Source organism: Buttiauxella izardii, assembly GCF_003601925.1.
GTDB classification, from domain to species: Bacteria; Pseudomonadota; Gammaproteobacteria; order Enterobacterales; family Enterobacteriaceae; genus Buttiauxella; species Buttiauxella izardii.
The window spans coordinates 36,345-62,554 of sequence record NZ_QZWH01000003.1 but is presented as its reverse complement, the minus strand read 5'-3'; the positions used below and the strand labels follow the sequence as shown (position 1 = coordinate 62,554).

The 26,210-nt window shown below is 51.9% G+C and carries 22 protein-coding genes; 18 read left to right on the top strand and 4 right to left on the bottom strand.

The window, feature by feature from the left end:
- Positions 1-139: 139 nt before the first annotated feature.
- Positions 140-856 carry a YggN family protein gene (locus D6029_RS01400; RefSeq protein ID WP_120063047.1) on the top strand — a complete coding sequence of 239 codons (717 nt, stop codon included), beginning with the start codon at positions 140-142 and terminating at the stop codon, positions 854-856.
- 139 nt (positions 857-995) lie between these two features.
- On the opposite strand, the gene leuD is transcribed toward D6029_RS01400, so the two are convergent.
- From leuD to leuA, 4 genes are read right to left on the bottom strand one after another with little or no spacing between them, the layout of a single operon-like run.
- Positions 996-1,601, bottom strand: a complete 606-nt coding sequence (leuD, locus tag D6029_RS01395; RefSeq protein ID WP_120063046.1) for a 3-isopropylmalate dehydratase small subunit — start codon at positions 1,599-1,601, stop codon at positions 996-998.
- Positions 1,602-1,612: 11 nt separating this feature from the next.
- Positions 1,613-3,013, bottom strand: a complete 1,401-nt coding sequence (gene leuC, locus D6029_RS01390) for a 3-isopropylmalate dehydratase large subunit (RefSeq protein WP_120063045.1) — start codon at positions 3,011-3,013, stop codon at positions 1,613-1,615.
- A gap of 2 nt (positions 3,014-3,015) precedes the next feature.
- Positions 3,016-4,107: a 3-isopropylmalate dehydrogenase gene (gene leuB / locus D6029_RS01385; protein WP_120063044.1), complete on the bottom strand. Its 1,092-nt coding sequence runs from the start codon at positions 4,105-4,107 to the stop codon at positions 3,016-3,018.
- Between the two features lies 1 nt (position 4,108).
- On the bottom strand, positions 4,109-5,680 hold the full coding sequence (gene leuA / locus D6029_RS01380; protein WP_120063043.1) for a 2-isopropylmalate synthase: 1,572 nt from the start codon (positions 5,678-5,680) through the stop codon (positions 4,109-4,111).
- An 846-nt stretch (positions 5,681-6,526) separates the two neighbouring features.
- On the opposite strand from leuA, the gene leuO reads away from it, so the two are divergent.
- The 17 genes from leuO to ftsQ all read left to right on the top strand — a co-directional run bounded on the left by leuO (position 6,527) and on the right by ftsQ (position 26,208).
- Complete coding sequence (gene leuO / locus D6029_RS01370; protein ID WP_120063042.1) at positions 6,527-7,471, top strand: transcriptional regulator LeuO; 945 nt, start codon at positions 6,527-6,529, stop codon at positions 7,469-7,471.
- Between the two features lie 406 nt (positions 7,472-7,877).
- Positions 7,878-9,602 carry an acetolactate synthase 3 large subunit gene (gene ilvI, locus D6029_RS01365; RefSeq protein ID WP_120063041.1) on the top strand — a complete coding sequence of 575 codons (1,725 nt, stop codon included), beginning with the start codon at positions 7,878-7,880 and terminating at the stop codon, positions 9,600-9,602.
- 2 nt (positions 9,603-9,604) lie between these two features.
- Positions 9,605-10,096 carry an acetolactate synthase small subunit gene (ilvN, locus tag D6029_RS01360; protein ID WP_120063040.1) on the top strand — a complete coding sequence of 164 codons (492 nt, stop codon included), beginning with the start codon at positions 9,605-9,607 and terminating at the stop codon, positions 10,094-10,096.
- A 172-nt stretch (positions 10,097-10,268) separates the two neighbouring features.
- Positions 10,269-11,273 carry a catabolite repressor/activator gene (gene cra, locus D6029_RS01355; RefSeq protein ID WP_120063039.1) on the top strand — a complete coding sequence of 335 codons (1,005 nt, stop codon included), beginning with the start codon at positions 10,269-10,271 and terminating at the stop codon, positions 11,271-11,273.
- Positions 11,274-11,837: 564 nt separating this feature from the next.
- Complete coding sequence (gene mraZ / locus D6029_RS01345; protein ID WP_034493348.1) at positions 11,838-12,296, top strand: division/cell wall cluster transcriptional repressor MraZ; 459 nt, start codon at positions 11,838-11,840, stop codon at positions 12,294-12,296.
- Positions 12,297-12,299: 3 nt separating this feature from the next.
- Entirely contained in the window at positions 12,300-13,241 is a 942-nt protein-coding gene (rsmH, locus tag D6029_RS01340; RefSeq protein WP_120063037.1) for a 16S rRNA (cytosine(1402)-N(4))-methyltransferase RsmH, read from the top strand.
- Positions 13,238-13,603 (top strand): cell division protein FtsL, encoded by a 366-nt coding sequence (gene ftsL / locus D6029_RS01335; RefSeq protein ID WP_120063036.1) that lies wholly within the window; start codon positions 13,238-13,240, stop codon positions 13,601-13,603. The genes rsmH and ftsL overlap by 4 nt, the downstream gene beginning before the upstream one ends.
- A gap of 15 nt (positions 13,604-13,618) precedes the next feature.
- Positions 13,619-15,385, top strand: coding sequence for a peptidoglycan glycosyltransferase FtsI (locus D6029_RS01330; RefSeq protein ID WP_120063035.1), 1,767 nt, complete (start codon positions 13,619-13,621; stop codon positions 15,383-15,385).
- Positions 15,372-16,859 carry a UDP-N-acetylmuramoyl-L-alanyl-D-glutamate--2,6-diaminopimelate ligase gene (murE, locus tag D6029_RS01325; RefSeq protein ID WP_120063034.1) on the top strand — a complete coding sequence of 496 codons (1,488 nt, stop codon included), beginning with the start codon at positions 15,372-15,374 and terminating at the stop codon, positions 16,857-16,859. Before D6029_RS01330 ends, murE begins: the two co-directional genes overlap by 14 nt.
- Positions 16,856-18,214, top strand: a complete 1,359-nt coding sequence (gene murF / locus D6029_RS01320; RefSeq protein WP_120063033.1) for a UDP-N-acetylmuramoyl-tripeptide--D-alanyl-D-alanine ligase — start codon at positions 16,856-16,858, stop codon at positions 18,212-18,214. The genes murE and murF overlap by 4 nt, the downstream gene beginning before the upstream one ends.
- Positions 18,208-19,290 (top strand): phospho-N-acetylmuramoyl-pentapeptide-transferase, encoded by a 1,083-nt coding sequence (mraY, locus tag D6029_RS01315; protein ID WP_064556689.1) that lies wholly within the window; start codon positions 18,208-18,210, stop codon positions 19,288-19,290. The genes murF and mraY overlap by 7 nt, the downstream gene beginning before the upstream one ends.
- A 2-nt stretch (positions 19,291-19,292) precedes the next feature.
- Positions 19,293-20,609, top strand: coding sequence for a UDP-N-acetylmuramoyl-L-alanine--D-glutamate ligase (gene murD, locus D6029_RS01310; RefSeq protein ID WP_120063032.1), 1,317 nt, complete (start codon positions 19,293-19,295; stop codon positions 20,607-20,609).
- Positions 20,609-21,853: a cell division protein FtsW gene (gene ftsW / locus D6029_RS01305; protein WP_120063031.1), complete on the top strand. Its 1,245-nt coding sequence runs from the start codon at positions 20,609-20,611 to the stop codon at positions 21,851-21,853. The genes murD and ftsW overlap by 1 nt, the downstream gene beginning before the upstream one ends.
- Entirely contained in the window at positions 21,850-22,917 is a 1,068-nt protein-coding gene (gene murG, locus D6029_RS01300) for an undecaprenyldiphospho-muramoylpentapeptide beta-N-acetylglucosaminyltransferase (RefSeq protein ID WP_120063030.1), read from the top strand. The genes ftsW and murG overlap by 4 nt, the downstream gene beginning before the upstream one ends.
- A gap of 67 nt (positions 22,918-22,984) precedes the next feature.
- Complete coding sequence (murC, locus tag D6029_RS01295; RefSeq protein WP_120063029.1) at positions 22,985-24,460, top strand: UDP-N-acetylmuramate--L-alanine ligase; 1,476 nt, start codon at positions 22,985-22,987, stop codon at positions 24,458-24,460.
- Positions 24,453-25,373, top strand: a complete 921-nt coding sequence (locus tag D6029_RS01290) for a D-alanine--D-alanine ligase (RefSeq protein WP_120063028.1) — start codon at positions 24,453-24,455, stop codon at positions 25,371-25,373. Before murC ends, D6029_RS01290 begins: the two co-directional genes overlap by 8 nt.
- Position 25,374: 1 nt before the next feature.
- A complete protein-coding gene (ftsQ, locus tag D6029_RS01285; protein ID WP_120063027.1) occupies positions 25,375-26,208 on the top strand; it encodes a cell division protein FtsQ in 834 nt (277 codons plus the stop codon).
- Positions 26,209-26,210: the final 2 nt, after the last annotated feature.

Sequence of the window (26,210 nt, the reverse complement as noted above, 5' to 3'; positions counted from 1 at the left end):
CACCTACTTAAGTAAGCTCTTGGGGATTCACTGCGTCGCCGCCTTCCTGCAACTCGAAATCTTTGGGTATATGCAGAATAATCAGGTCGGTGAAAACCGGCCTTTTTTTTCTTAAATTTTTAGATGTTCAGGAGTAGCTATGATTCGTAAGGCTCTGATGGGCGTTTTGTTGCTCACCGCGATGCAGGCGCAAGCCGACTATAAATGCAGCGTCACTCCTCGCGATGACGTGGTAATCAATCCGCAATCGGTTCAGGTTGTGGGCGAGAATGGCAATTTGGTTATTGCCCCGGATGGCAGCCTGCAATTTAACGGCAAGCCACACACATTAAACGCAACGCAGCGCCAGTTGGCGGTGAACTATCAGCAAGCGTTGCGTAGCGATCTTCCTTGGATCAACAACGGCGCATTGGCTCGAGTCGAAAAAGGCCGCGTTGCGCTGGATAAAATCGTCGCTCAGGAAGTGGGTGAGAGCAGCAATATGCGCGGTCGCCTGACGAAACTCGACGCGCAATTGAAACAGCAGATGAACCGGATTATCGAGACTCGCCAGGATGGTTTGACCTTCCATTATAAAGCGATTGATCAAGTGCGCTCCGAAGGGCAGCAACTGGTGAATCAGGCGATGGGCGGCATCTTGCAGGACAGCATCAACGAAATGGGTGCGAAAGCGGTTCTGAAAGGTGGTGGTAATCCGCTGCAAGGCGTGTTGGGCAGCCTCGGCGGGTTACAGACTTCGATTCAAAATGAGTGGAAGAACCAGGAAAAAGATTTCGAGCAGTTTGGCCGCGATGTTTGTAGCAAAGTGGTGACGCTGGAGGGGCAGCGCAAAGGGCTGGTTGAGACTTTGAAGTAATACCCTTCATTCTTCAAGCTGCCTCTTTGTTGGCTTCGTGCTCTCGCCCAGGTTACTTACTTATGTAAGCTCCCTGGGCCTCGAACACTTGCCGCCGCGATGCAGCTCGAATTATTTTGGGTATAAGACTTGCTGTTTATTAACGCATAAACGCCGGTTGCTTCTGCTCGTAAGCGGAAATTGAACCTTCGTGTTGCAGCGTCAGGCCGATGCTGTCAAGACCTTCCAACATGCAGTGGCGGCGAAAAGTATCGATGTTAAACGAATAGCTTTTCTCGCCTGCAATCACGGTTTGCGATTCCAGGTCGACCACAAACTTAATCCCCGGATTTGCCGCAACCAGCTTAAACAGCTCATCCACTTCTGCTTCGCTCAACGTCACCGGCAGCAACTGGTTGTTGAATGAGTTACCGTAGAAGATATCCGCAAAACTTGGTGCGATAACCACTTTGAAACCGTAATCAGTCAACGCCCATGGCGCGTGTTCACGGGAAGAACCGCAGCCGAAGTTTTCGCGTGCCAGCAAAATAGAAGCGCCCTTAAACTCCAGGAAGTTCAGCACAAATTCTGGATTAGGTTTTTGGCCTGCGTCGTCCAGAAAACGCCAGTCGTTAAACAGATGTGCGCCAAAACCGGTGCGCGTGACTTTCTGCAAAAACTGCTTAGGAATGATTGCGTCGGTATCAACGTTTGCGGCATCCAGCGGAACGACCAGGCCGGTATGTTGGATAAATTTCTCTGCCATGGTGTTTTCCCTTATTTCAACGTGCGGATGTCAGCAAAGTGACCGGATACAGCGGCAGCGGCGGCCATTGCCGGGCTAACCAGATGTGTGCGACCACCGCGGCCCTGACGGCCTTCAAAGTTACGGTTGCTGGTGGAGGCACAACGCTCGCCCGGTTCCAGACGGTCGTTGTTCATCGCCAGGCACATCGAGCAGCCAGGCAAACGCCATTCAAAACCGGCTTCGATGAAAATCTTATCCAGGCCTTCTGCTTCTGCCTGTGCTTTTACCGGGCCAGAACCTGGAACCACTAACGCCTGCACGCCTGGAGCCACTTTACGGCCTTTGGCGATTTCTGCCGCAGCACGCAAATCTTCGATGCGTGAGTTAGTGCAAGAACCGATAAACACTTTGTCGATGGCGACTTCGGTCAATGGAATACCTGGTTTCAGGCCCATGTACGCCAGCGCTTTCTCGGCAGAGGCGCGTTCTACCGGGTCGGCGAACGATTCTGGATTCGGGATATTTTCAGTGACGGAAATCACCTGGCCTGGATTGGTGCCCCAGGTCACTTGCGGTGCGATTTCTGCGGCGTCCAGCGTGACGATGGTGTCGAATTTCGCGCCTTCGTCAGTGCTGAAGGTTTTCCAGTACGCCACTGCGTTGTCCCAGTCGGCTGCTTTCGGTGCATGCAGACGGCCTTTCACGTAGTTGAAGGTGGTTTCGTCTGGTGCCACGATGCCTGCTTTGGCACCCATTTCGATAGCCATGTTACACAGCGTCATGCGGCCTTCCATCGACAGCGCCTGAATCGCGCTACCGCAGAATTCCACCACATGCCCGGTGCCGCCAGCGCTGCCGGTTTTGCCGATAATCGCCAGCACGATGTCTTTCGCGGTGATGCCAGGTGCCGCAGTGCCGGTCACTTCAATCTTCATGGTTTTGGCGCGGCCCTGTTTCAGGGTTTGCGTCGCCAGCACATGTTCAACTTCAGAAGTACCGATACCAAATGCCAGTGCGCCAAATGCGCCGTGGGTCGCGGTGTGGGAGTCGCCGCACACGATGGTCATGCCCGGCAAAGTGATACCTTGCTCCGGCCCCATCACGTGAACGATGCCCTGGAATGGGTGGTTCAGGTCATACAATTCAACGCCGAATTCTTTGCAGTTTTTCATCAACTCCTGCATCTGAATGCGGGCCATTTCGCCGGAAGCGTTGATGTCTTTAGTCTGCGTAGAAACGTTGTGATCCATGGTGGCAAAAGTTTTGCCAGGCTGACGCACCGGGCGCTTGTGCGCACGCAGGCCATCAAACGCCTGTGGCGAAGTCACTTCATGAACCAGATGACGGTCGATATACAGCAGCGGCGTTTCGTCTACGGCTTCATAAACGACGTGAGCATCGTACAATTTTTGATATAACGTTTTCGCCATGATTATTTCCCCTCTGCCACGAAGCGAGCAATGGTGTCGCCCATTTCGTCGGTGCTGATTGCGTTGCCATCACGAGCCAGGTCGCCGGTACGGAAACCTTCTTCCAGTGCGATGTTGATAGCGTTTTCGATGGCCTGAGCGGCCTCTTCAGCATCCAGGCTGTAGCGCAGTAACAGAGCCAGAGACAGGATCTGCGCAATTGGGTTTGCGATGTTTTTGCCCGCGATATCCGGTGCGGAACCGCCAGCGGGTTCGTACAGACCAAAACCTTGTTCGTTCAGACTTGCCGATGGCAACATGCCCATGGAGCCGGTGATCATCGCGCATTCGTCAGACAGAATGTCGCCAAACAGGTTGGAGCACAGCAGCACGTCAAACTGGGACGGGTCTTTAATCAGCTGCATGGTGGCGTTGTCGATGTACATGTGTGCCAACTCAACGTCCGGGTATTCTTTCGCGATTTCGCCGACGATCTCCCGCCACATGACGGAAGTTTGCAGCACGTTCGCTTTATCAATGGACGTCACTTTATGGCGGCGTTTGCGAGCAGACTCGAAAGCAATGCGTGCAATACGTTCGATCTCGAAGCGGTAATAGACTTCGGTATCAAACGCTTTTTCGTGCATGCCGGAGCCTTCACGGCCTTTTGGCTGGCCAAAGTAGATGCCGCCAGTTAATTCACGCACGCACAGAATGTCGAAACCGTTGGCGGCGATATCAGCACGCAGCGGGCAAAACTCTTCCAGGCCTTGATACAGGCGGGCAGGACGCAGGTTGCTGAACAATTTAAAGTGCTTACGCAGTGGCAACAATGCGCCACGTTCAGGCTGTTGAGCTGGTGGCAGGTGTTCCCATTTCGGGCCACCGACGGAGCCGAACAGAATCGCATCTGCCTGCTCGCAACCTTCAACAGTAACCGGCGGCAGCGGGTTGCCGTGACGATCAATCGCAATTCCACCGACGTCATACTGACTGGTAGTAATGCGCATATCGAAGCGCTTACGAACTGCATCCAGCACTTTCAGCGCCTGAGCCATAACTTCTGGGCCAATGCCGTCACCCGGCAATACTGCTATATGATGAGTTTTTGACATGTCACACGGTTTCCTGATTATTTTCTTTATTATGAGCTTTGCGTTGCAATTCTTTTTCGACGATGCCCGCACGCCAGATGTTGTTCAGCACGTTAATCATCGCTTTCGCCGAAGATTCAACGATATCGGTCGCCAGACCTACGCCATGGAAACGGCGGCCTTTGTGAGTCACAACGATATCAACCTGGCCCAAAGCGTCTTTGCCCTGGCCTTTCGCAGAAAGCTGGTATTTCACCAGTTCAACGTCGTAATTTGTGATGCGATTAATCGCCTGGTAGACGGCATCAACCGGGCCGTTGCCGGTAGCAGCTTCTGAATGCGTTTCTTCGCCACACTGCAATTGAACAGAAGCGGTGGAAATCACGCTGGAACCTGACTGCACGTTGAAGTATTCCATGCGGAAATGTTCGGGTTCTTCCTGCTGCTTGCCGATGAAGGCCAATGCTTCCAAATCGTAGTCAAAGACCTGGCCTTTTTTGTCGGCCAGTTTCAGGAAGGCGTCGTATAAAGAGTCCAGATTGTAGTCGGTTTCTTTATAGCCCATCTCTTCCATGCGGTGTTTCACAGCGGCGCGACCGGAGCGGGAAGTCAGGTTCAATTGCACCTGATTCAGGCCGATGGTTTCCGGCGTCATGATTTCGTAGTTTTCGCGGTTTTTCAGCACGCCATCCTGGTGAATACCAGAGGAGTGGGCGAAGGCGTTTGAACCGACAACGGCTTTATTAGACGGGATTGGCATATTGCACAGTTGGCTGACAATCTGGCTGGTGCGGTAGATTTCGTGGTGATTGATATTAGTGTGTACGCCCAACATTTGGCCGCGCACTTTAATCGCCATAATCACTTCTTCCAGCGCGGTGTTACCGGCGCGTTCGCCGATGCCATTCAATGTACCTTCAACTTGACGTGCACCCGCCTGAATCGCGGCGATGGAGTTGCCGGTCGCCATACCCAAATCGTCGTGGCAGTGAACGGAGATAATGGCTTTATCAATGTTGGGTACGCGGTTGTACAAGGTCTGGATAATGCCACCGAACTGAACTGGCGTGGTGTAGCCGACGGTATCCGGGATATTGATGGTTGTAGCGCCTGCGCCAATGGCGGCTTCTACAATGCGACACAGGTTGTCGATTGGAGTACGACCCGCATCTTCACAAGAGAATTCGACGTCGTCGGTATAGTTACGGGCGCGTTTTACAGAATTTACCGCGCGAGCTAAAACATCATCGAAGGTACTGCGCAATTTTGTTTCGATGTGCATGGTCGAGGTGGCCAGGAACACGTGGATACGAAACGCTTCGGCAATTTTCAGTGCTTCGGCAGCGACATCGATATCTTTATCTACACAACGAGCGAGGCCACACACACGGCTATTTTTGATGTTGCGGGCGATGGTTTGTACAGATTCAAAATCGCCAGGAGAGGAAACCGGGAAGCCGACTTCCATCACGTCCACACCCATACGTTCCAGCGCCATCGCGATTTGCAGCTTCTCTTTTACGCTCAGACTTGCCTGTAATGCCTGCTCACCATCACGCAAAGTGGTATCGAAAATAATGACTTGTTGGCTCATGTTGTGGTCCTTTCTCGTCTTAGGGGCCCTTGCTACGAGCATAAAAAAACCCGCGCAGTGGCGCGGGTTTTTTCTGTCTGGTGGCTTGAATCAACGCTTGATTTCGCCCACCAGTCTACCGCGCAATGAAGTTGCGTTTAGTAGTAGACCTAGTAGGCGGTTGCTGCGAATCATGTTTCAAGCCCCAAGTGAATTTCGTTATGCATTTATTGGTACTTGATCTGGTTTGCTGTGTCAACACTCTATTGCTTTAGACACCCTTTTAGGAACCATAAGTTGAGAAGGTTTCTTAGCTATATGTGCTGAGATATTCATGTTTCATAATATATATAAGAAGTATGAAAAAATACTTCTTACCTTGCTGCATAAGATTGAAATCATCAGAAACAATTAAAAACAATATGTTAAGCGGTCGTTGTATTCACCATGGTTATGATTTGGAGGGTTTATTCATCATTTCGTTTCTATTTTAGGAATTTATCATCTTTTATTATTCTCAAAATATGAGTAGAACGTTTGTTTCTAAAATGAGGATGTTATCGATACTTAATATATTATTCACTGGGCCAATTATTGTGTGTTCAGTCATATTGTGATTTGATAAGCACGCTTTAGAAACCAACTGGCAAGAATTGAATCATTGAAGATTCAATCGCTTCACCCGGCCTGCCAGTCGCTAACGACCTGTTGGACCATTGAATAATGCTAATTTAGAAATTTATATTTGGATATTTTAAATAGTGTTTTTGATTGCGTTAATCAACATGTTCTGCTTAGCAAGTGATATTAAGGGAAATTCGCAGTGTCATCTGCGCAAAAGGAATCGACAACTTAGTGGAGTTAGTCATGTCTGATAATTATGTAGAACAACCGGCAGTTCATGATGGGTTTAAACCTCAACTACGTTCTGTCGATTTGAATTTATTAACTGTATTTGATGCTGTGATGCAAGTGCAGAATATTACCCGTGCCGCCCAGTCTTTGGGAATGTCTCAGCCTGCGGTGAGCAATGCGGTCGCGCGTTTGAAAATCATGTTCAATGATGAACTGTTTGTGCGCTATGGCCGTGGCATACAGCCTACAGCGCGCGCTTACCAGTTATTCGGTGCGATACGTCAGGCGTTGCAGTTAGTTCAGAACGAACTACCTGGCGCTGGTTTTGAACCCGCCAGCAGCGAACGTGTATTTAACATTTGTGTCAGCAGTCCGTTGGATAATCTACTGACATCAGTCATCTTTAATAATATGAAACGCTTTGCGCCGGGTATTCAGTTACTCTTCAAATCTGCGTTGAATAAAGATATTGAACATCAGTTACGTTACCAGGAGACGGAGTTTGTTATTAGTTACACAGAATTTCGTCGTCCGGAGTTTACTTGCGTACCGCTGTTTGAAGATGAAATGGTACTGGTCGCCAGTAATAAGCATCCACGTTTAATTAAACCGCTTACGGAAGACGACATTTATAACGAGAAGCATGCGGTTGTGTCGCTTGAGCGTTTTGCTTCATTTAGTGCTCCCTGGTATCAGTCTGTTGAGAAGCAAGCCTGCATTTCTTATCAAGGGATGGCGATGACCAGTGTTTTAAATGTCGTGTCGCAGACTCACCTTGTCGCTATCGCCCCGCGCTGGTTAGCTGAAGAGTTTGCTGATTCACTGCATTTGCAAATATTCCCGTTACCGCTGAAAGATAATATCTCTACTTGTTATTTATCCTGGCACGAAGCCGCCGGACGCGATAAAGGCCATCAGTGGATGGAAAAGTTACTGACAACGGTATGCAGTAAATAGATTCAGTCAGTTAATCAATTTTAAACCGGGTAGTGAAAGCTACTCGGTTATTCTTTTTTTTATCCATTTTATAGATTTTTACGCTGTCGCACCTTTTGAGTTTCCTCTCCTGATCGTTCAATAAACCCTGCGTTAATTAGATTTAACCTGCGAATCAATCTTTCATAACATTTTCAATCATAATCTTTGCTTATGTTCAGAGCTAAACTCCGCCAGAAAAGGGTTTTGCAGTATCGGCAGGCAAACTCTCTTGCTGCGCCTGAAGATTGGCAATTGATTGCCTGATTTTCAGCGGTTATGTTAGGCGGATTACTAAAAATAAAATGCAGGGCGCAACAACCTGCCTCAACGACTTAGCGGAAATGATTTCTGCGGTCGGTCAAACACGTAAGCCTGGAGGCAAACCATGGAGATGTTGTCAGGAGCCGAGATGGTCGTCCGATCGTTAATCGATCAGGGCGTTAAGTATGTATTCGGCTATCCCGGAGGCGCGGTACTCGATATTTACGATGCGCTTCATACCATTGGCGGCATTGATCATGTGCTGGTGCGCCATGAACAAGCGGCCGTGCATATGGCTGATGGCCTTGCGCGGGCAACGGGGGAAGTTGGTGTTGTGCTGGTGACATCCGGGCCAGGTGCGACCAATGCGATTACCGGCATTGCCACCGCCTATATGGACTCTATTCCCATGGTTGTGCTGTCAGGCCAGGTCGCGACCTCGCTGATTGGTTACGATGCCTTCCAGGAATGCGACATGGTGGGGATTTCGCGTCCGATAGTGAAGCACAGTTTCCTGGTTAAACAGGCCGAAGATATTCCCGGTATTATCAAAAAAGCCTTCTGGCTGGCGGCGAGCGGTCGCCCAGGCCCGGTAGTCGTGGACTTGCCGAAAGACATCATGAACCCGGCAAACAAACTGCCTTATAGCTACCCTGAAACCGTCAGCATGCGTTCTTACAACCCAACAACTCAGGGTCATAAAGGGCAAATTAAGCGTGCTTTGCAAACGCTGCTGGCCGCGAAAAAGCCAGTGATGTATGTCGGCGGCGGGGCGATCACCTCTTCCTGCCATGATGAATTGCTTGAGCTTGCTCAGAAACTCAATATTCCCGTTGTCTCCTCTTTAATGGGTTTGGGCGCATTCCCTGGCACACATCGCCAGGCGCTGGGTATGTTGGGGATGCACGGAACTTACGAAGCCAATATGGTGATGCACAACTCTGACGTGATTTTCGGGGTCGGTGTGCGTTTCGATGACCGTACGACGAACAATCTGGCGAAGTACTGCCCAAATGCGACCGTGTTGCACATTGATATCGATCCCACTTCAATTTCCAAAACGGTTGGCGCTGATATTCCGATTGTGGGCGATGCAAAGCAGGTTCTTCAGCAAATGCTGGAATTGCTGGCACAAGAAGCGCCGCAGCAGGGCTGTGATGATATTCGTGACTGGTGGCAGCAAATTGACCATTGGCGCGCACGCCAGTGTCTTGAGTTTGACAGAGCCAGCGACAAAATTAAGCCGCAGGCGGTCATTGAAACTATTTACCGCCTGACCAACGGCGAGGCGTATGTCACGTCTGATGTGGGTCAGCACCAGATGTTCGCCGCACTCTATTACACCTTTGATAAACCTCGCCGTTGGATTAACTCCGGCGGCCTTGGCACCATGGGCTTCGGCCTGCCAGCAGCCCTTGGCGTGAAAATGGCATTGCCGGAAGAAACAGTGGTTTGTGTGACGGGCGATGGCAGTATTCAGATGAATATCCAGGAGCTTTCCACCGCGCTGCAATATGGTTTGCCGGTGCTGGTGCTGAACCTCAACAACCGCTATCTCGGCATGGTGAAGCAGTGGCAGGATATGATTTATTCAGGCCGCCATTCTCAGTCTTACATGGAATCTTTACCTGATTTCGTGCGAATTGCAGAAGCTTACGGGCACGTAGGGATCCGTATCAGCGAACCGCAAGAACTGGAAAGCAAACTGATTGAAGCGCTGGAAGCCGTGCGTAATCAGCGCCTTGTGTTTGTTGATGTCACTGTTGATGGCACTGAGCATGTGTACCCAATGCAAATCCGTGGCGGCGGTATGGATGAGATGTGGTTAAGCAAAACGGAGAGAACCTGATTATGCGCCGGATATTATCTGTATTACTCGAAAATGAGTCCGGGGCATTGTCCCGAGTGATTGGCTTATTCGCTCAGCGCGGTTACAACATCGAAAGCCTGACGGTCGCACCGACTGACGATCCAACCCTTTCGCGTATGACTATTCAGACTGTGGGTGATGCCAAAGTTCTGGAGCAAATCGAAAAGCAACTTCACAAACTGGTGGATGTGCTGCGTGTCAGCGAGTTGGTGCTGGGCTCACATGTCGAGCGTGAAATCATGCTGGTGAAAGTGCAGGCGAGCGGTTACGGGCGTGAAGAAGTGAAACGCAATGCGGAAATCTTCCGTGGGCAAATCATTGATGTGACGCCGACGCTTTACACAGTTCAACTCGCCGGAACCAGCGACAAACTGGATGCTTTCCTGAACACCATTCGTGAAGTGGCTAAAATTGTCGAGGTGGCGCGTTCGGGAATTGTCGGCGTTTCTCGCGGCGATAAGATCATGCGCTAGCCTGTTAAGGGCGCTTAAAAACTAACCCGGTAACCTGAACCGGGTTTTTTTTTGCAAATTGCGCAACAACTGCCAGCAAAAGCGGTTGCCCGAGGTATTATTCTGCGCTTAGATGATAAAAATGAAACCATGACCAGGGTATGGTTATGGAAATCCTAAATAAGGGGCTACTGTGAAATTGGATGAAATCGCGCGCCTGGCTGGAGTTTCGCGCACCACGGCGAGCTACGTCATCAACGGTAAGGCAAAGCAGTATCGCGTTAGCGATAAAACCGTTGAGAAAGTCATGGCGGTTGTACGCGAACATAACTACCACCCGAATGCGGTGGCCGCAGGACTTCGCGCCGGGCGGACGCGTTCTATCGGATTAGTTATTCCAGACCTTGAGAACACCAGTTATACCCGTATCGCTAATTATCTGGAGCGCCAGGCTCGCCAGCGTGGTTATCAGTTGCTGATTGCCTGCTCTGAAGATCAGCCTGATAACGAAATGCGTTGCATTGAGCACCTGTTGCAGCGCCAGGTTGATGCCATTATCGTTTCAACTTCATTGCCACCTGAACATCCTTTCTATCAGCGCTGGGCGAACGATCCTTTCCCTATTATTGCGCTCGACCGGGCATTAGATCGTGAAAACTTCATCAGCGTTGTCGGCGCAGATCAGGAAGATGCGGAAATGCTGGCGAGTGAGCTACGCACCTTCCCGGCTGAAACGGTACTTTACCTCGGTGCATTGCCTGAACTTTCAGTCAGTTATCTGCGTGAGCAAGGTTTCCGTACTGCCTGGAAAGATGATCCGCGTGAAGTGCATTTCTTATATGCCAACAGCTATGAACGCGAAGCCGCAGCACAGCTTTTTGATAAATGGCTGGAAACGCATCCGATGCCACAGGCGCTTTACACCACTTCATTTGCATTATTACAAGGTGTTATGGATGTAACACTGCGTCGCGAAGGGCAGTTGCCATCTGAGCTGGCGATTGCGACTTTCGGTGATAATGAATTGCTCGATTTCCTGCAATGCCCGGTGCTGGCGGTTGCGCAGCGCCACCGCGATGTTGCGGAGCGCGTGCTGGAATTGGTACTGGCAAGCCTTGATGAGCCTCGCAAGCCGAAGGCCGGGTTAACGCGAATTCGTCGTAATCTATATCGTCGCGGTAGTTTGAGTCGCCACTAACCAATGATGGCAGTTACGGCTGCCATTTTTTATTAAGAATTATCTTCTTTTAATTCCCTTGTTTATTCAGGTAATTATTTTTCATTTGTATTAGAGGAATCCTTAATTCCATAATTGATATAATTCCGCTGTTTGAATTATTTTGTTACATAGCAAAGTGTAAAAATGACGGATAATTAAACAATAGCGAACTGTTACTCAACAAACTCTCTCGCCAGGCCGCGCTTAGCCTGCATCTGGCGCTGTTAACCTTCCACGAAATACCTTAAAATGCCGACCGCGTCGCAAACTGAACACTTCATATTTTAACTGTCCGGTTTTCAGTCGATTTAACGATATTTGTGTTTATTGATCTTTTTTCTTTCAAATATTCATAACGTTAATTTTGCATCGTGGATGTAGCGCCTTTTCACGCCAGTCATTTATCAATCGCTTAGGAGATGAAATTTATTTCCATCAGCGTTGTAGCTTGCTTGACAAGGTTTTCCTCCGCTCCGTAAACTCCTTTAGGTGGGATTTTGTGGGTCAAAGTGGTGGAAAGGGGAATTTAAGGGTGAGGCTGGCATGTTCCGTGGGGCAACATTAGTCAATCTCGACAGCAAAGGGCGGCTTGCCGTACCTACCCGTTACCGGGAAAAGCTTGTCGAAACCTCTGAAGGTCAGATGGTCTGTACCATCGACATCCATCACCCATGCCTGCTGCTTTATACCCTTCCCGAGTGGGAAATTATTGAACAAAAGCTAGCTCGTCTGTCGAGCATGAACCCGGTTGAGCGTCGCGTGCAGCGATTGTTACTCGGGCATGCCAGTGAATGTCAGATGGATAGCGCCGGGCGATTGTTGCTTGCGCCAGTTTTGCGCCAACACGCCGGGCTAACCAAAGAAGTGATGCTGGTTGGGCAGTTCAATAAGTTTGAACTGTGGGATGAAACGACCTGGCATCAACAGGTCAAGGAAGACATCGACGCTGAGCAGGCTACGACGACAACCTTGTCGGACCGTCTGCAGGACTTGTCACTATAAATAATGATGGAAAATTTTAAACATACTTCGGTGCTGCTAGATGAGGCCGTGAACGGTCTTAACATTCGTCAGGATGGCATCTACATCGATGGCACCTTTGGCCGTGGCGGTCATTCTCGCTTGATTCTTTCCCAACTGGGACCAGAAGGGCGCCTGCTGGCTATCGACCGTGATCCGCAAGCCATTGAGGCTGCAAAGGCGATCGATGATCCGCGCTTCTCCATTATTCACGGACCTTTCTCTGAACTAGCCGAGTACGCACGCGAACGTGATTTGTTGGGTAAAATCGACGGCATCCTGTTGGATCTTGGCGTTTCTTCCCCGCAGCTTGACGACGCCGAACGTGGATTCTCTTTTATGCGTGACGGCCCGCTGGACATGCGTATGGACCCGACTCGCGGTCAGTCTGCCGCAGAATGGTTGCTAAGCGCTGACGAAGCCGACATCGCCTGGGTGATTAAAACCTTCGGTGAAGAGAAATTTGGCAAGCGTATCGCGCGCGCCATTATCGAGCGCAACCGCGAACAGCCAATGACTCGCACCAAAGAGCTGGCAACAGTGGTGGCAGCGGCAATGCCGGTAAAAGACAAGTTCAAACACCCGGCGACGCGCACGTTCCAGGCTATCCGTATCTGGATCAACAGCGAACTTGAAGAGATTGAAAAGGCGCTTAAAGGTTCGATTGAAACTCTTTCGCCTGGTGGTCGCTTATCCATTATCAGTTTCCACTCGCTGGAAGACCGAATTGTTAAGCGCTTTATGCGTGAAAACACCCGTGGACCACAGGTTCCAGCGGGTATTCCAATGACTGAAGCGCAGTTGAACAAGCTCGGCGGCAGATATTTAAAATCTATTGGCAAAATGATGCCGGGTGAAGAAGAAGTGGCGGAAAACCCGCGCGCGCGTAGTTCTGTACTGCGCATCGCCGAAAGGACGAACGCATGATCAATAAAGTGGCGGAAACCCTAAGCAAAGTAACCGGTCAATTGAGCAGTGGCGAGCGCCATGCTCTGCCATCGGTGATTGGTGGTGACTTACTGCGCCACGGGAAACTGCCATTGATTTTGTTCACCGCCATTATCGTCACCGCCATTTTTGTTGTCACCACCGCGCACCATACCCGTCTGCTTACCGCACAGCGTGAGCAAATGGTGGTGGAGCGTGATGCGCTGGATATCGAATGGCGTAACTTGATTCTGGAAGAAAACGCACTGGGCGATCATAGCCGAGTGGAGCGGGTCGCGACGGAAAAGCTGCAGTTGCAGCATGTCGACCCATCGCAGGAAAACATCGTAGTTCAGCAATAAGGAATCGCGTGACTGATGAGAGCAGCGGCAAAAACGCTTAAACCGAAACGCCAGGAAGAACAGGCCAACTTTGTAAGTTGGCGTTTTGCGTTGCTTTGCGGTTGCATTTTGCTGGCGCTGGTTTTCCTGTTGGGGCGCGTTGCCTGGCTGCAAATCATCGCGCCAGACATGTTGGTTCGCCAGGGGGATATGCGTTCCCTCCGTGTGCAGGAAGTTTCTACTTCTCGCGGCATGATTAGCGACCGTGCAGGCCGTCCATTGGCGGTCAGCGTGCCAGTGAATGCGATTTGGGCTGACCCGAAAGAGCTGCATGATGCCGGTGGCATTACGCTGGATAACCGCTGGAAAGCGCTGGCTGACGCTCTGAAAATCCCTCTCGATCAACTCGCTTCCCGCGTTAACAGTAACCCGAAAGGTCGCTTCATTTATCTCGCCCGTCAGGTCAATCCTGATATCGGCGACTACATCAAAAAACTCAAACTTCCTGGCATTCACCTGCGTCAGGAATCTCGTCGTTATTACCCGTCGGGCGAAGTCACTGCTCACCTCATTGGCTTCACAAACGTCGATAGCCAGGGCATTGAAGGCGTTGAGAAGAGCTTTGATAAATGGCTGACCGGGCAACCGGGCGAGCGCATTGTGCGTAAAGACCGTTTTGGCCGCGTGATTGAAGACATTTCTTCAACCGACAGCCAGGCCGCCCACAACCTCGCGCTCAGTATTGATGAACGCTTACAGGCGCTGGTTTACCGCGAACTGAACAATGCCGTGGCTTTCAACAAAGCCGAATCGGGCAGTGCGGTGCTGGTAGATGTGAGCACCGGCGAAGTGTTAGCGATGGCAAACAGCCCATCCTATAACCCAAATAATCTGAGCGGCACGCCAAAAGACGTGATGCGTAACCGCACCATTACGGACGTTTTCGAGCCGGGTTCGACAGTTAAACCGATGGTGGTCATGACCGCGCTGCAACGTGGCGTGGTGCGTGAAAATACCGTTCTGAATACCGTGCCGTACCGCATCAATGGTCATGAGATCAAAGATGTGGCGCGCTACAGCGAATTGACCCTTACCGGGGTGCTACAGAAGTCGAGTAACGTCGGGGTTTCTAAACTGGCGTTAGCGATGCCCTCCTCAGCGTTGGTAGATACTTACTCACGTTTTGGATTGGGAAAAGCGACCAACTTGGGGCTGGTCGGAGAACGCAGTGGCTTATATCCGCAAAAACAACGGTGGTCTGACATAGAGAGGGCCACCTTCTCTTTCGGCTACGGGCTAATGGTAACCCCGTTACAGTTAGCGCGAGTCTACGCAACGATTGGCAGTTACGGCGTGTATCGCCCGCTGTCGATTACGAAGGTTGATCCGCCGGTTCCTGGTGAGAGAATTTTCCCTGAACCGCTGGTTCGTACCGTCGTACATATGATGGAAAGTGTGGCATTGCCTGGTGGTGGTGGCGTTAAAGCGGCTATTAAAGGCTACCGCATTGCGATTAAGACCGGTACGGCGAAAAAAGTCGGGCCGGATGGAAAATACGTTAACAAATACATTGCTTACACCGCAGGCGTTGCGCCAGCAAGTAATCCTCGATTCGCTCTGGTGGTGGTGATTAACGACCCACAAGCAGGGAAATATTACGGTGGTGCCGTCTCTGCACCTGTGTTCGGTGCCATCATGGGCGGCGTTCTGCGCACCATGAACATCGAGCCGGATGCTCTGGCGACAGGTGAAAAAAGTGAATTTGTAATCAATCAAAAAGAGGGATCAGGTGGCAGATCGTAATTTGCGCGACCTTCTCGCTCCATGGGTGCCGCAAGCGCCGGAGAGAGCACTGCGAGAAATGACACTCGATAGCCGTGTGGCGGCATCGGGCGACCTTTTTGTGGCTATCGTAGGTCATCAGGCGGACGGGCGTCGATATATCCCGCAGGCAATAGCGCAAGGCGTAGCCGCTATCATTGCTGAAGCTGAAGGGGAAGCAACTGATGGCGAAATCCGTGAAATGCACGGCGTGCCGGTTATTTATCTGAGCCAGCTTCATCAACGTCTTTCTGCTCTGGCAGGGCGTTTTTACCACGAACCTTCCAGCGCATTACGCCTGGTGGGTGTCACCGGAACAAACGGTAAAACCACTACCGCTCAACTGTTAGCGCAGTGGAGCCAGTTATTAGGCGAAACCAGTGCGGTGATGGGCACGGTGGGTAACGGCCTGCTGGGTAACGTAAAACCGACTGAAAATACCACCGGTTCCGCCGTCGATGTACAGCAAGTGCTTGCTAACCTTGCTGAGCAGGGCGCGAGCTTTGCCGCGATGGAAGTTTCTTCTCATGGCCTGGTGCAACATCGCGTTTCGGCATTGAAATTTGCCGCCAGCGTGTTCACCAACTTGAGCCGCGATCACCTTGATTACCACGGTGATATGGCGGGCTACGAAGCGGCTAAATGGCAGTTGTTCTCCGAACACGATTACGGCCACGCTGTCATCAATGCTGATGATGAAGTCGGACGCAACTGGTTAGCGCGTTTACCTGACGCGGTTGCGGTGACGATGGAAAACAATTTGCAGCCAGGCTGTCGTGGACGCTGGTTGAAAGCCACCAACGTGCATTATCACGATGGCGGGGCAACTATCCAGTTCAGTTCCTCATGGGGCGATGGCGAAATTGAAAGCCGCCTGATGGGCGCGTTTAACGTCAGCAACTTGCTGTTGGCGCTCGCGACGCTGCTGGTTCTGGATTACCCGATTGAAGAACTGCTGAAAACCGCTCCGAGCCTGCAGCCGGTTTGTGGGCGTATGGAAGTGTTCAGCGCACCAGGCAAACCGACGGTAGTGGTGGATTATGCCCACACGCCGGACGCACTGGAAAAAGCCCTGCAAGCCGCGCGTTTACACTGTAGCGGCAAGCTGTGGTGCGTGTTCGGTTGCGGCGGCGATCGCGATAAAGGCAAGCGCCCAATTATGGGTGGCATCGCTGAGCAATACGCCGATGTGGTTGTGGTCACTGATGACAACCCGCGCACTGAAGAGCCAAAGTCGATTGTTGCCGATATCCTGGTGGGCATGTTGGATGCAGGCCGTGCGCATGTGGTTTCAGGCCGCGCCGAAGCCGTGACCAACGCAATCATGCAAGCCAAAGAAAACGATGTGGTTCTGGTTGCCGGTAAAGGCCATGAGGATTATCAAATTGTAGGTGTACGCCGTCTGGATTACTCAGATCGCGTCACCGCCGCCCGCCTGTTGGGGGTTGTGGCATGATTCGCGTTTCATTGAGCCAACTTGCCACTGTTCTGCACGGTGATTTACACGGTGCAGACGCTGATATTATTGATGTCACCACTGACACGCGCAAACTCACGCCGGGATGTCTGTTCGTTGCACTGAAAGGCGAGCGTTTTGATGCGCACGACTTTGCGCAAGATGCCGTGAACGGTGGGGCTGGGGCGTTACTGGTTAGCCGTAAGCTGGACGTCAACGTTCCGCAGTTGGTGGTTGCCGATACGCATCAGGCGTTCGGCGAACTGGCCGCCTGGGTTCGTCAGCAGGTGCCAACTCGTATCGTCGCGCTGACCGGTTCTTCGGGCAAAACCTCCGTTAAAGAGATGACCGCAGCGATTTTGCGCGAGTGCGGGAACACCTTGTACACCGCCGGAAACCTGAATAACGATATTGGCGTACCAATGACGCTACTGCGTCTGACACCAGAATATGAATATGCCGTGATTGAACTGGGTGCTAACCACCAGGGCGAAATCGCCTGGACGGTAAACCTGACTCGCCCGGAAGCCGCGTTGGTCAACAACCTGGCGGCAGCGCACCTTGAAGGCTTTGGTTCACTGGCCGGTGTGGCGAAAGCAAAAGGTGAAATCTTCGCAGGATTGCCTGCTAACGGCATCGCGATTCTCAACGCTGACAATAACGACTGGCTGAACTGGCAAGAAACGATCGGCGAGCGTAAAACCTGGCGCTTTTCGCCGAATGCCGCAGGCAGCGATTTTACAGCGACTAACGTGCATATCACTACCCACGGCACTGAGTTCACGATTAAAACGCCAGTGGGCGATATCGACGTGAATCTGCCGCTTCCGGGTCGACATAACATTGCCAACGCGCTGGCAGCTGCGTCGCTGGCTATGGCAGTTGGCGCTACGCTCGAAGCAGTCAAAGCCGGTCTTGCCGATCTGAAGGCTGTGCCTGGCCGTCTGTTCCCGATTCAACTTTCCGAAAACCAACTGCTGCTCGACGACAGCTACAACGCCAATGTGGGGTCAATGACCGCCGCAGCACAGGTGCTGTCTGAAATGCCGGGCTTCCGCGTGATGGTTGTCGGGGATATGGCGGAATTGGGCGACGAGTCTGTTGAATGCCATCGCCAGGTTGGCGAAGCCGCAAAAGCATCAGGCATTGATTGCGTTCTGAGCGTAGGCACACTGAGTGAAATTATCAGTCAAGCCTCTGAAGTGGGCGAACATTTTACCGATAAGCCTTCTTTAATCGTGCGCCTCAAGGCGCTCATCGCAGAGCATTCAATGATTACCATTTTAGTGAAGGGTTCACGTAGTGCCGCCATGGAACAGGTAGTACGCGCATTACAGGAGAATGGAACATGTTAGTTTGGCTGGCCGAACACTTGGTCAAATATTATTCCGGCTTTAACGTCTTTTCGTATCTGACGTTTCGCGCCATTGTCAGCCTGCTGACTGCTCTGTTCATCTCGTTATGGATGGGGCCGCGTATGATTGCTCGTTTGCAGCAACTTTCCTTCGGCCAGGTTGTGCGTAACGACGGCCCGGAATCGCACTTTAGCAAGCGTGGAACGCCAACGATGGGCGGGATTATGATCCTGACTTCTATCGTTATTTCCGTGTTGATGTGGGCTTATCCGTCAAACCCCTATGTCTGGTGTGTACTGTTCGTGCTGGTCGGTTACGGTGCCATTGGCTTTGTTGATGATTACCGCAAAGTGGTACGCAAAGATACCAAAGGGCTGATTGCCCGCTGGAAATATTTCTGGATGTCAGTCATCGCGTTGGCGGTTGCCTTCACGATGTACAGCGCAGGAAAAGGAACGCCAGCCACCGAGCTGGTTGTGCCGTTCTTTAAAGACGTAATGCCGCAGCTTGGCCTGTTCTACGTGCTGTTGGCGTACTTTGTTATCGTCGGCACCGGCAACGCTGTCAACCTGACCGATGGCCTCGACGGCCTGGCGATTATGCCGACCGTGCTGGTGGCGTCTGGCTTTGCGCTGGTTGCCTGGGCGACAGGTAACATCAAGTTTGCTGAATATCTGCATATTCCGTACCTGCGCCATGCAGGTGAACTAGTTATCGTCTGCACCGCGATTGTTGGTGCAGGGCTTGGTTTCTTGTGGTTCAACACCTATCCAGCGCAAGTCTTTATGGGCGATGTTGGCTCACTGGCTCTGGGCGGTGCGCTCGGAACCATCGCTGTGCTGCTGCGTCAGGAATTCCTGTTAGTGATTATGGGCGGCGTGTTTGTGGTTGAAACGCTGTCGGTGATTTTGCAGGTTGGTTCTTTCAAATTGCGCGGACAACGCATTTTCCGTATGGCCCCGATTCATCACCATTATGAATTGAAAGGCTGGCCGGAGCCGCGTGTGATTGTGCGCTTCTGGATTATCTCGCTGATGCTGGTCCTGATCGGCCTTGCTACTCTGAAGGTGCGTTAATCATGACTGATTACCAGGGTAAAAAAGTCGTCATCATCGGATTGGGCCTCACCGGCCTGTCCTGTGTGGATTATTTCCTCGCGCGCGGCGTGACGCCTCGCGTGATGGACACCCGCATCTCGCCACCGGGACTGGATAAACTGCCAGAAGCGGTGGAACGACACACTGGCTCACTCAACGAAGACTGGTTGTTAGCGGCTGACCTGATTGTTGCCAGCCCTGGTATCGCAATTGCCCATCCTGCTTTGAGCCGTGCGGCTGAGGCTGGCGTAGAAATTGTGGGTGATATCGAGCTGTTTTGCCGCGAAGCACAAGCGCCGATTGTGGCGATTACCGGCTCTAACGGTAAAAGCACCGTCACGACGTTAGTCGGTGAAATGGCGAAAGCGGCTGGCGTGAATGTGGGCGTAGGTGGAAACATCGGCCTGCCAGCGTTGATGTTGCTTGATCCTGCACGCGAGCTTTACGTGCTTGAGTTATCCAGCTTCCAGTTAGAAACCACTTCGAGCCTGAAAGCGGCGGCGGCGACCATTCTTAACGTCACCGAAGATCATATGGATCGCTACCCGTTTGGACTGCAACAGTATCGTGCCGCTAAATTGCGCGTTTATGAAAACGCAGCAGTTTGCGTGGTGAATGCTGATGATGCACTGACGATGCCTGTGCGTGGTGCAGACGAACGCTGTATTAGCTTTGGCGTGGATGTGGGCGATTATCACCTTAATCATCAGCAAGGCGATACCTGGCTGCGTGTGAAGGGTGAAAAAATCCTCAACACCAAAGAGATGAAAATCGTAGGTCGCCACAACTATACCAACGCGCTTGCCGCACTGGCGCTGGCGGATGCGGTGAAACTTCCGCGCTCCAGCAGCCTGAAAGCATTGACCACATTTACCGGTCTTGCGCACCGTTTCCAGCTTGCGTTGGAACGTAACGGTGTGCGCTGGATTAATGACTCGAAAGCCACCAACGTCGGCAGCACTGAAGCGGCGCTGAACGGTTTGAAAGTTGAAGGCACGCTGCATCTGTTATTGGGTGGCGATGGCAAATCAGCTGACTTCTCGTCACTGAGCCAGTATCTGCAAGGTTCCACCATTCGACTGTATTGTTTTGGCCGCGACGGAGCGGAACTTGCTGCGCTGCGCCCGGATGTTGCGGAGCAAACTGAAACCATGGCTGAGGCGATGAAACTGATTGCCGCCCGTGTTCAACCGGGCGACATGGTTCTGTTATCACCGGCCTGTGCGAGTCTCGATCAGTTTAAGAACTTTGAACAACGTGGTGATCAGTTCACCCAACTTGCGAAGGAGCTTGGCTGATGCGCTTATCTCTCCCTCGCCTGCGCATGCCCCGAGTGCCAGGATTTGCCATCCTGAGCTGGCTGGGGTCGGCAGTGAAAGGCTGGGTGATGGGCACCAAAGAAGCTGACTCAAATAGCATCGTGATGTATGACCGCACGATGTTATGGCTGACATTCGGCCTGGCGGCGGTCGGTTTCATTATGGTGACTTCCGCGTCCATGCCTGTAGGGCAGCGTCTGGCGAATGACCCGTTCCTGTTTGCTAAACGTGACGGTTTGTACATCATCCTGGCGTTTGCATTAGCGATGATCACACTGCGTTTGCCGATGGATTTCTGGCAGCGCCACAGTACGGCAATGCTGCTGTTATCCATTGCGATGTTATTGATTGTACTGGTTGTCGGTAGCTCGGTTAACGGTGCGTCCCGTTGGATTGCATTCGGCCCATTACGTATTCAGCCTGCAGAGTTCACGAAGTTGTCGCTGTTCTGTTATCTCGCCAACTACCTGGTTCGTAAAGTAGATGAAGTGCGTAATAACCTACGCGGCTTCCTCAAACCGATGGGCGTGATCCTGGTATTAGCGGTGCTGCTTCTGGCGCAGCCTGACTTAGGTACGGTAGTTGTGCTGTTCGTGACAACGCTGGCGATGCTGTTCCTGGCAGGGGCAAAACTCTGGCAGTTCCTGGCCATTATCGGCATGGGGATTTCCGCGGTTGTGTTGCTGATCCTCGCCGAACCGTATCGTATCCGTCGCGTAACATCCTTCTGGAATCCGTGGGATGACCCGTTTGGTAGCGGCTACCAGCTAACGCAATCTCTGATGGCATTTGGTCGCGGTGAATTGTGGGGGCAGGGGTTAGGTAATTCGGTTCAAAAACTGGAGTATTTACCGGAAGCCCATACCGACTTCATCTTCTCCATTATCGGAGAAGAGCTGGGATATATCGGTGTGGTGCTGGCTTTATTGATGGTATTCTTCGTGGCTTTTCGTGCGATGTCCATTGGTAAACGCGCATTAGAAATGGACCAGCGTTTTGCAGGATTTTTAGGCTGCTCAATCGGGGTCTGGTTTAGTTTCCAGGCGCTGGTAAACGTTGGTGCGGCAGCGGGTATGTTGCCAACCAAAGGCCTGACCTTACCGCTTATCAGTTACGGCGGTTCGAGCCTGTTAATTATGTCTACGGCAATCATGATGTTGCTGCGAATTGATTATGAAACACGTCTGGCAAAAGCCCAGGCGTTTACGAAGGGTGTGCGATGAGTAATCAAACCCGGCGGTTAATGGTGATGGCAGGTGGGACGGGCGGACACGTGTTCCCTGGCCTTGCGGTGGCGCATCACTTAATGGCTCAGGGCTGGCAGGTGCGCTGGCTCGGAACCGCCGATCGTATGGAAGCCGACTTAGTTCCGAAGCATGGAATCGAGATCGACTTTATTCGTATTTCAGGTTTGCGTGGCAAAGGCCTGAAAGCAATGGTGCTGGCTCCGGTGCATATTTTCAACGCATGGCGTCAGGCTAGAGCCATCATGAAAGCGTATCGCCCGGATGTGGTTCTGGGAATGGGCGGTTATGTCTCTGGCCCTGGCGGGCTGGCGGCCTGGTCGCTCGGCATCCCAGTGGTACTGCATGAGCAAAACGGCATTGCTGGCTTAACCAATAAATGGTTGTCGAAAATTGCCAAAAAAGTCATGCAGGCATTCCCCGGCGCATTCCCGAATGCAGACGTAGTAGGCAACCCGGTGCGAACCGATGTGTTAGCGCTGCCATTGCCGCAGGAACGTTTTGCCGGTCGTGAAGGCCCGGTGCGGGTTTTAGTGGTGGGTGGATCTCAAGGTGCGCGAGTCCTGAACCAGACTATGCCGCAAGTTGCCGGTCGCCTGGGTGACGCAGTGACCCTCTGGCACCAATGTGGCAAAGGTGGTTTAGAAACGGTACAGCTGGCGTATGCACAAGCTGGACAGTCGCAGCATAAAGTGACCGAATTTATTGATGATATGGCCGCCGCCTATGCGTGGGCCGATGTCGTGGTGTGTCGCTCCGGTGCGTTGACCGTCAGCGAAGTCGCGGCCGCAGGGTTACCTGCATTGTTTGTTCCTTTCCAGCATAAAGATCGGCAGCAGTACTGGAATGCGTTGCCGCTGGAAAAAGCCGGAGCGGCAAAAATACTGGAGCAACCGCAGTTTACCGTGGATGCCGTTACCCAAACTCTCGCCGGGTGGGACAGAGCGACGTTACTGGCAATGGCCGAGCGTGCGCGTGCTGCATCCATTCCTGATGCCACAGAGCGGGTAGCAAAAGAAGTGAGCGCCGCAGCACTGGCGTAATCATTGTGGGCGGTTGGTTTGCCCATGAATTTTTGAAGTAATGGCGTTTGACGCTGCAGGTTAGAGAATGAATACACAACAACTGGCGAAACTGCGTTCTATCGTGCCCGAGATGCGTCGCGTCCGGCACATTCACTTTGTTGGCATCGGCGGCGCCGGTATGGGCGGTATTGCCGAAGTTTTAGCTAACGAAGGTTACCAGATCAGTGGGTCTGATTTGGCTCCGAACCCGGTCACTCAACAGTTGTCGGCGCTGGGCGCCACGATTTATTTCAACCATCGTCCAGAAAACGTGCTGGATGCGAGTGTTGTGGTGGTTTCTACCGCGATCTCTATGGATAACCCGGAAATTGTTGCCGCCCACGAAGCGCGTATCCCGGTTATCCGCCGTGCTGAAATGCTGGCTGAATTGATGCGTTTCCGCCATGGCATCGCGATTGCCGGTACGCACGGTAAAACTACCACCACGGCGATGGTTTCCAGCATTTATGCAGAAGCCGGTCTGGATCCTACTTTTGTGAATGGTGGACTGGTTAAAGCCGCAGGAACCCATGCGCGTTTAGGTCACAGCCGTTACCTGATTGCCGAAGCGGATGAGAGTGATGCGTCATTCCTCCATTTGCAGCCGATGGTTTCTGTCGTCACGAATATCGAAGCTGACCACATGGATACCTACCAGGGCGACTTCGAAAATTTAAAGCAGACGTTTATTAACTTCCTGCACAACCTGCCGTTTTATGGTTTGGCGGTGATGTGCGTGGATGACCCGGTTATCCGTGAGCTGCTGCCACGTGTGGGCCGCAAAATTACGACCTATGGCTTTAGCGAAGATGCTGATGTTCGCATTGAAAACTACCAGCAGAAAGGGCCGCAGGGGCATTTCACGATTGTGCGTCAGGATAAACCTGCTCTGCATGTGACGCTGAATGCGCCGGGTCGCCATAACGCATTAAACGCGGCGGCAGCGGTTTCGGTAGCGACAGAAGAAGGCATTGATGACGAAGACATTCTGCGTGCGTTGGAAAGCTTCCAGGGAACCGGGCGTCGCTTTGATTTCCTCGGCGAATATCCGTTAGCAGAAGTGAATGGTAAAGAAGGTAGCGCCATGCTGGTGGATGACTACGGTCACCATCCAACCGAAGTGGATGCCACCATTAAAGCGGCTCGCGCAGGCTGGCCGGATAAAAATCTGGTAATGATCTTCCAGCCGCACCGTTATACGCGTACCCGTGATTTGTACGACGACTTTGCTAACGTCTTGTCGCAGGTGGATTCCTTGTTGATGCTGGACGTTTATGCTGCGGGCGAAGCGGCTATTCCTGGCGCTGACAGCCGTTCATTGTGCCGTACCATTCGGGGGCGTGGAAAAGTCGATCCGATTCTGGTGCCTGATGCAAGTCAGATCGCGGACATGCTGGCACCGATCTTGTCAGGAAATGACTTGATCCTGGTGCAAGGTGCAGGGAATGTCGGGAAAGTTGCCAGAAACCTGGCTGATTTTAAATTGCAGTCCCACACTAAGGAGAGCGATCACCATGGCTGATAAAATCGCTGTCCTGTTGGGCGGAACTTCCGCTGAGCGTGAGGTGTCATTGCAATCGGGTGCTGCGGTACTCGCGGGCCTTCGTGAAGCTGGAATTGATGCACACGAAGTTGACCCGAAAAACACGCCAGTGACTGAGCTTAAAGCACAAGGTTTTGACAAAGTATTTATTGCATTACACGGTCGAGGCGGTGAAGACGGCACCCTGCAGGGATTGCTGGAATTCCTGAAATTGCCTTATACCGGCAGCGGCGTGATGGCTTCATCCATCTCCATGGATAAGCTGCGTACCAAACTGCTGTGGAAAGGTGCAGATTTACCTGTAGCTCCGTGGGTTGCACTCACGCGCCGTGATGTCGAAGCGGGTATTTCTGCAACGACAATCGAACAGATTGCAGGCTTAGGGATGCCGGTTATCGTTAAGCCAAGCCGTGAAGGCTCAAGCGTGGGGATGTCTAAGGTTGATAGTGTTTCAGCCCTGCCTGCAGCGCTTGAATTAGCTTTTGAGCATGACGAAGAAGTACTGATCGAAAAGTGGTTAAGCGGCCCTGAATACACGGTTGCGATCCTTGGCGAAGAAATATTACCGTCAATACGTATCCAACCCGCTGGAATTTTCTATGATTATGAGGCGAAGTATCTCTCTGATGAGACACAATATTTCTGCCCGGGCGGTTTAATCGAACAACGCGAGCAAGAATTACAGGCATTAGTGCTGCAAGCCTGGCAAGTTTTGGGTTGCAGCGGTTGGGGGCGTGTAGACGTCATGCTGGATAGCGACGGCCAGTTTTATTTACTGGAAGTGAATACTTCTCCAGGCATGACCAGCCACAGTCTGGTGCCAATGGCGGCACGTCAGGCTGGGATGACATTCTCTCAACTGGTTGTGCGGATTCTGGAGTTGGCAGACTGATATGTCGCAAGCAGCTCTGAATACGCGTAATCGCCAGGAAGAAGAAGAAACCAGTTCTCGTCGCAGTAACGGCGGGCGGCTGGCCGGGATCATTTTCCTGAGCGCGGTACTGTTTACGGTATTTATTGGCGGCTGGATTGTGGTCGGCTGGATGGAAGATGCACAGCGTCTGCCACTTTCAAAGCTAGTGGTTACCGGTGAACGTCATTACACCCGTAACGATGATATTCGCCAGTCAATTCTGGCACTTGGGCCACCAGGCACCTTTATGACCCAGGATGTGAATATCATCCAGCAGCAAATTGAACGCTTGCCGTGGATCAAGCAAGCGAGTGTAAGAAAGCAGTGGCCGGACGAATTGAAGATTCATCTGGTTGAATATGTGCCCATAGCGCGCTGGAATGACCAACATATGGTTGATGCGCAAGGAAATGCGTTCAGTGTTCCGGCAGAACGTGCTGCAAAGCAGACTTTACCTATGTTATCCGGGCCAGAAGGCAGTGAAGGTGAAGTATTGCAAGGCTACCGCGAAATGGGCGATGTGCTGGCAAAGGATAAATTTACGTTGAAAGAAGCGGCGATGACCGCTCGTCGTTCCTGGCAATTGACGCTAAATAATGGCATCAAACTTAATTTAGGTCGGGGCGATACGATGAAACGCCTGAGTCGTTTTGTAGAACTTTACCCTGTTCTGCAACAGCAAGAGCAAGCCGACAATAAAAGGATCAGTTATGTCGACCTGCGTTATGACTCCGGTGCGGCAGTGGGCTGGCAGCCTGCGCCCGTAGAGGAACCTAATCCTAATCAGCAACAGAATCAGTCACAGGCAGAATAACA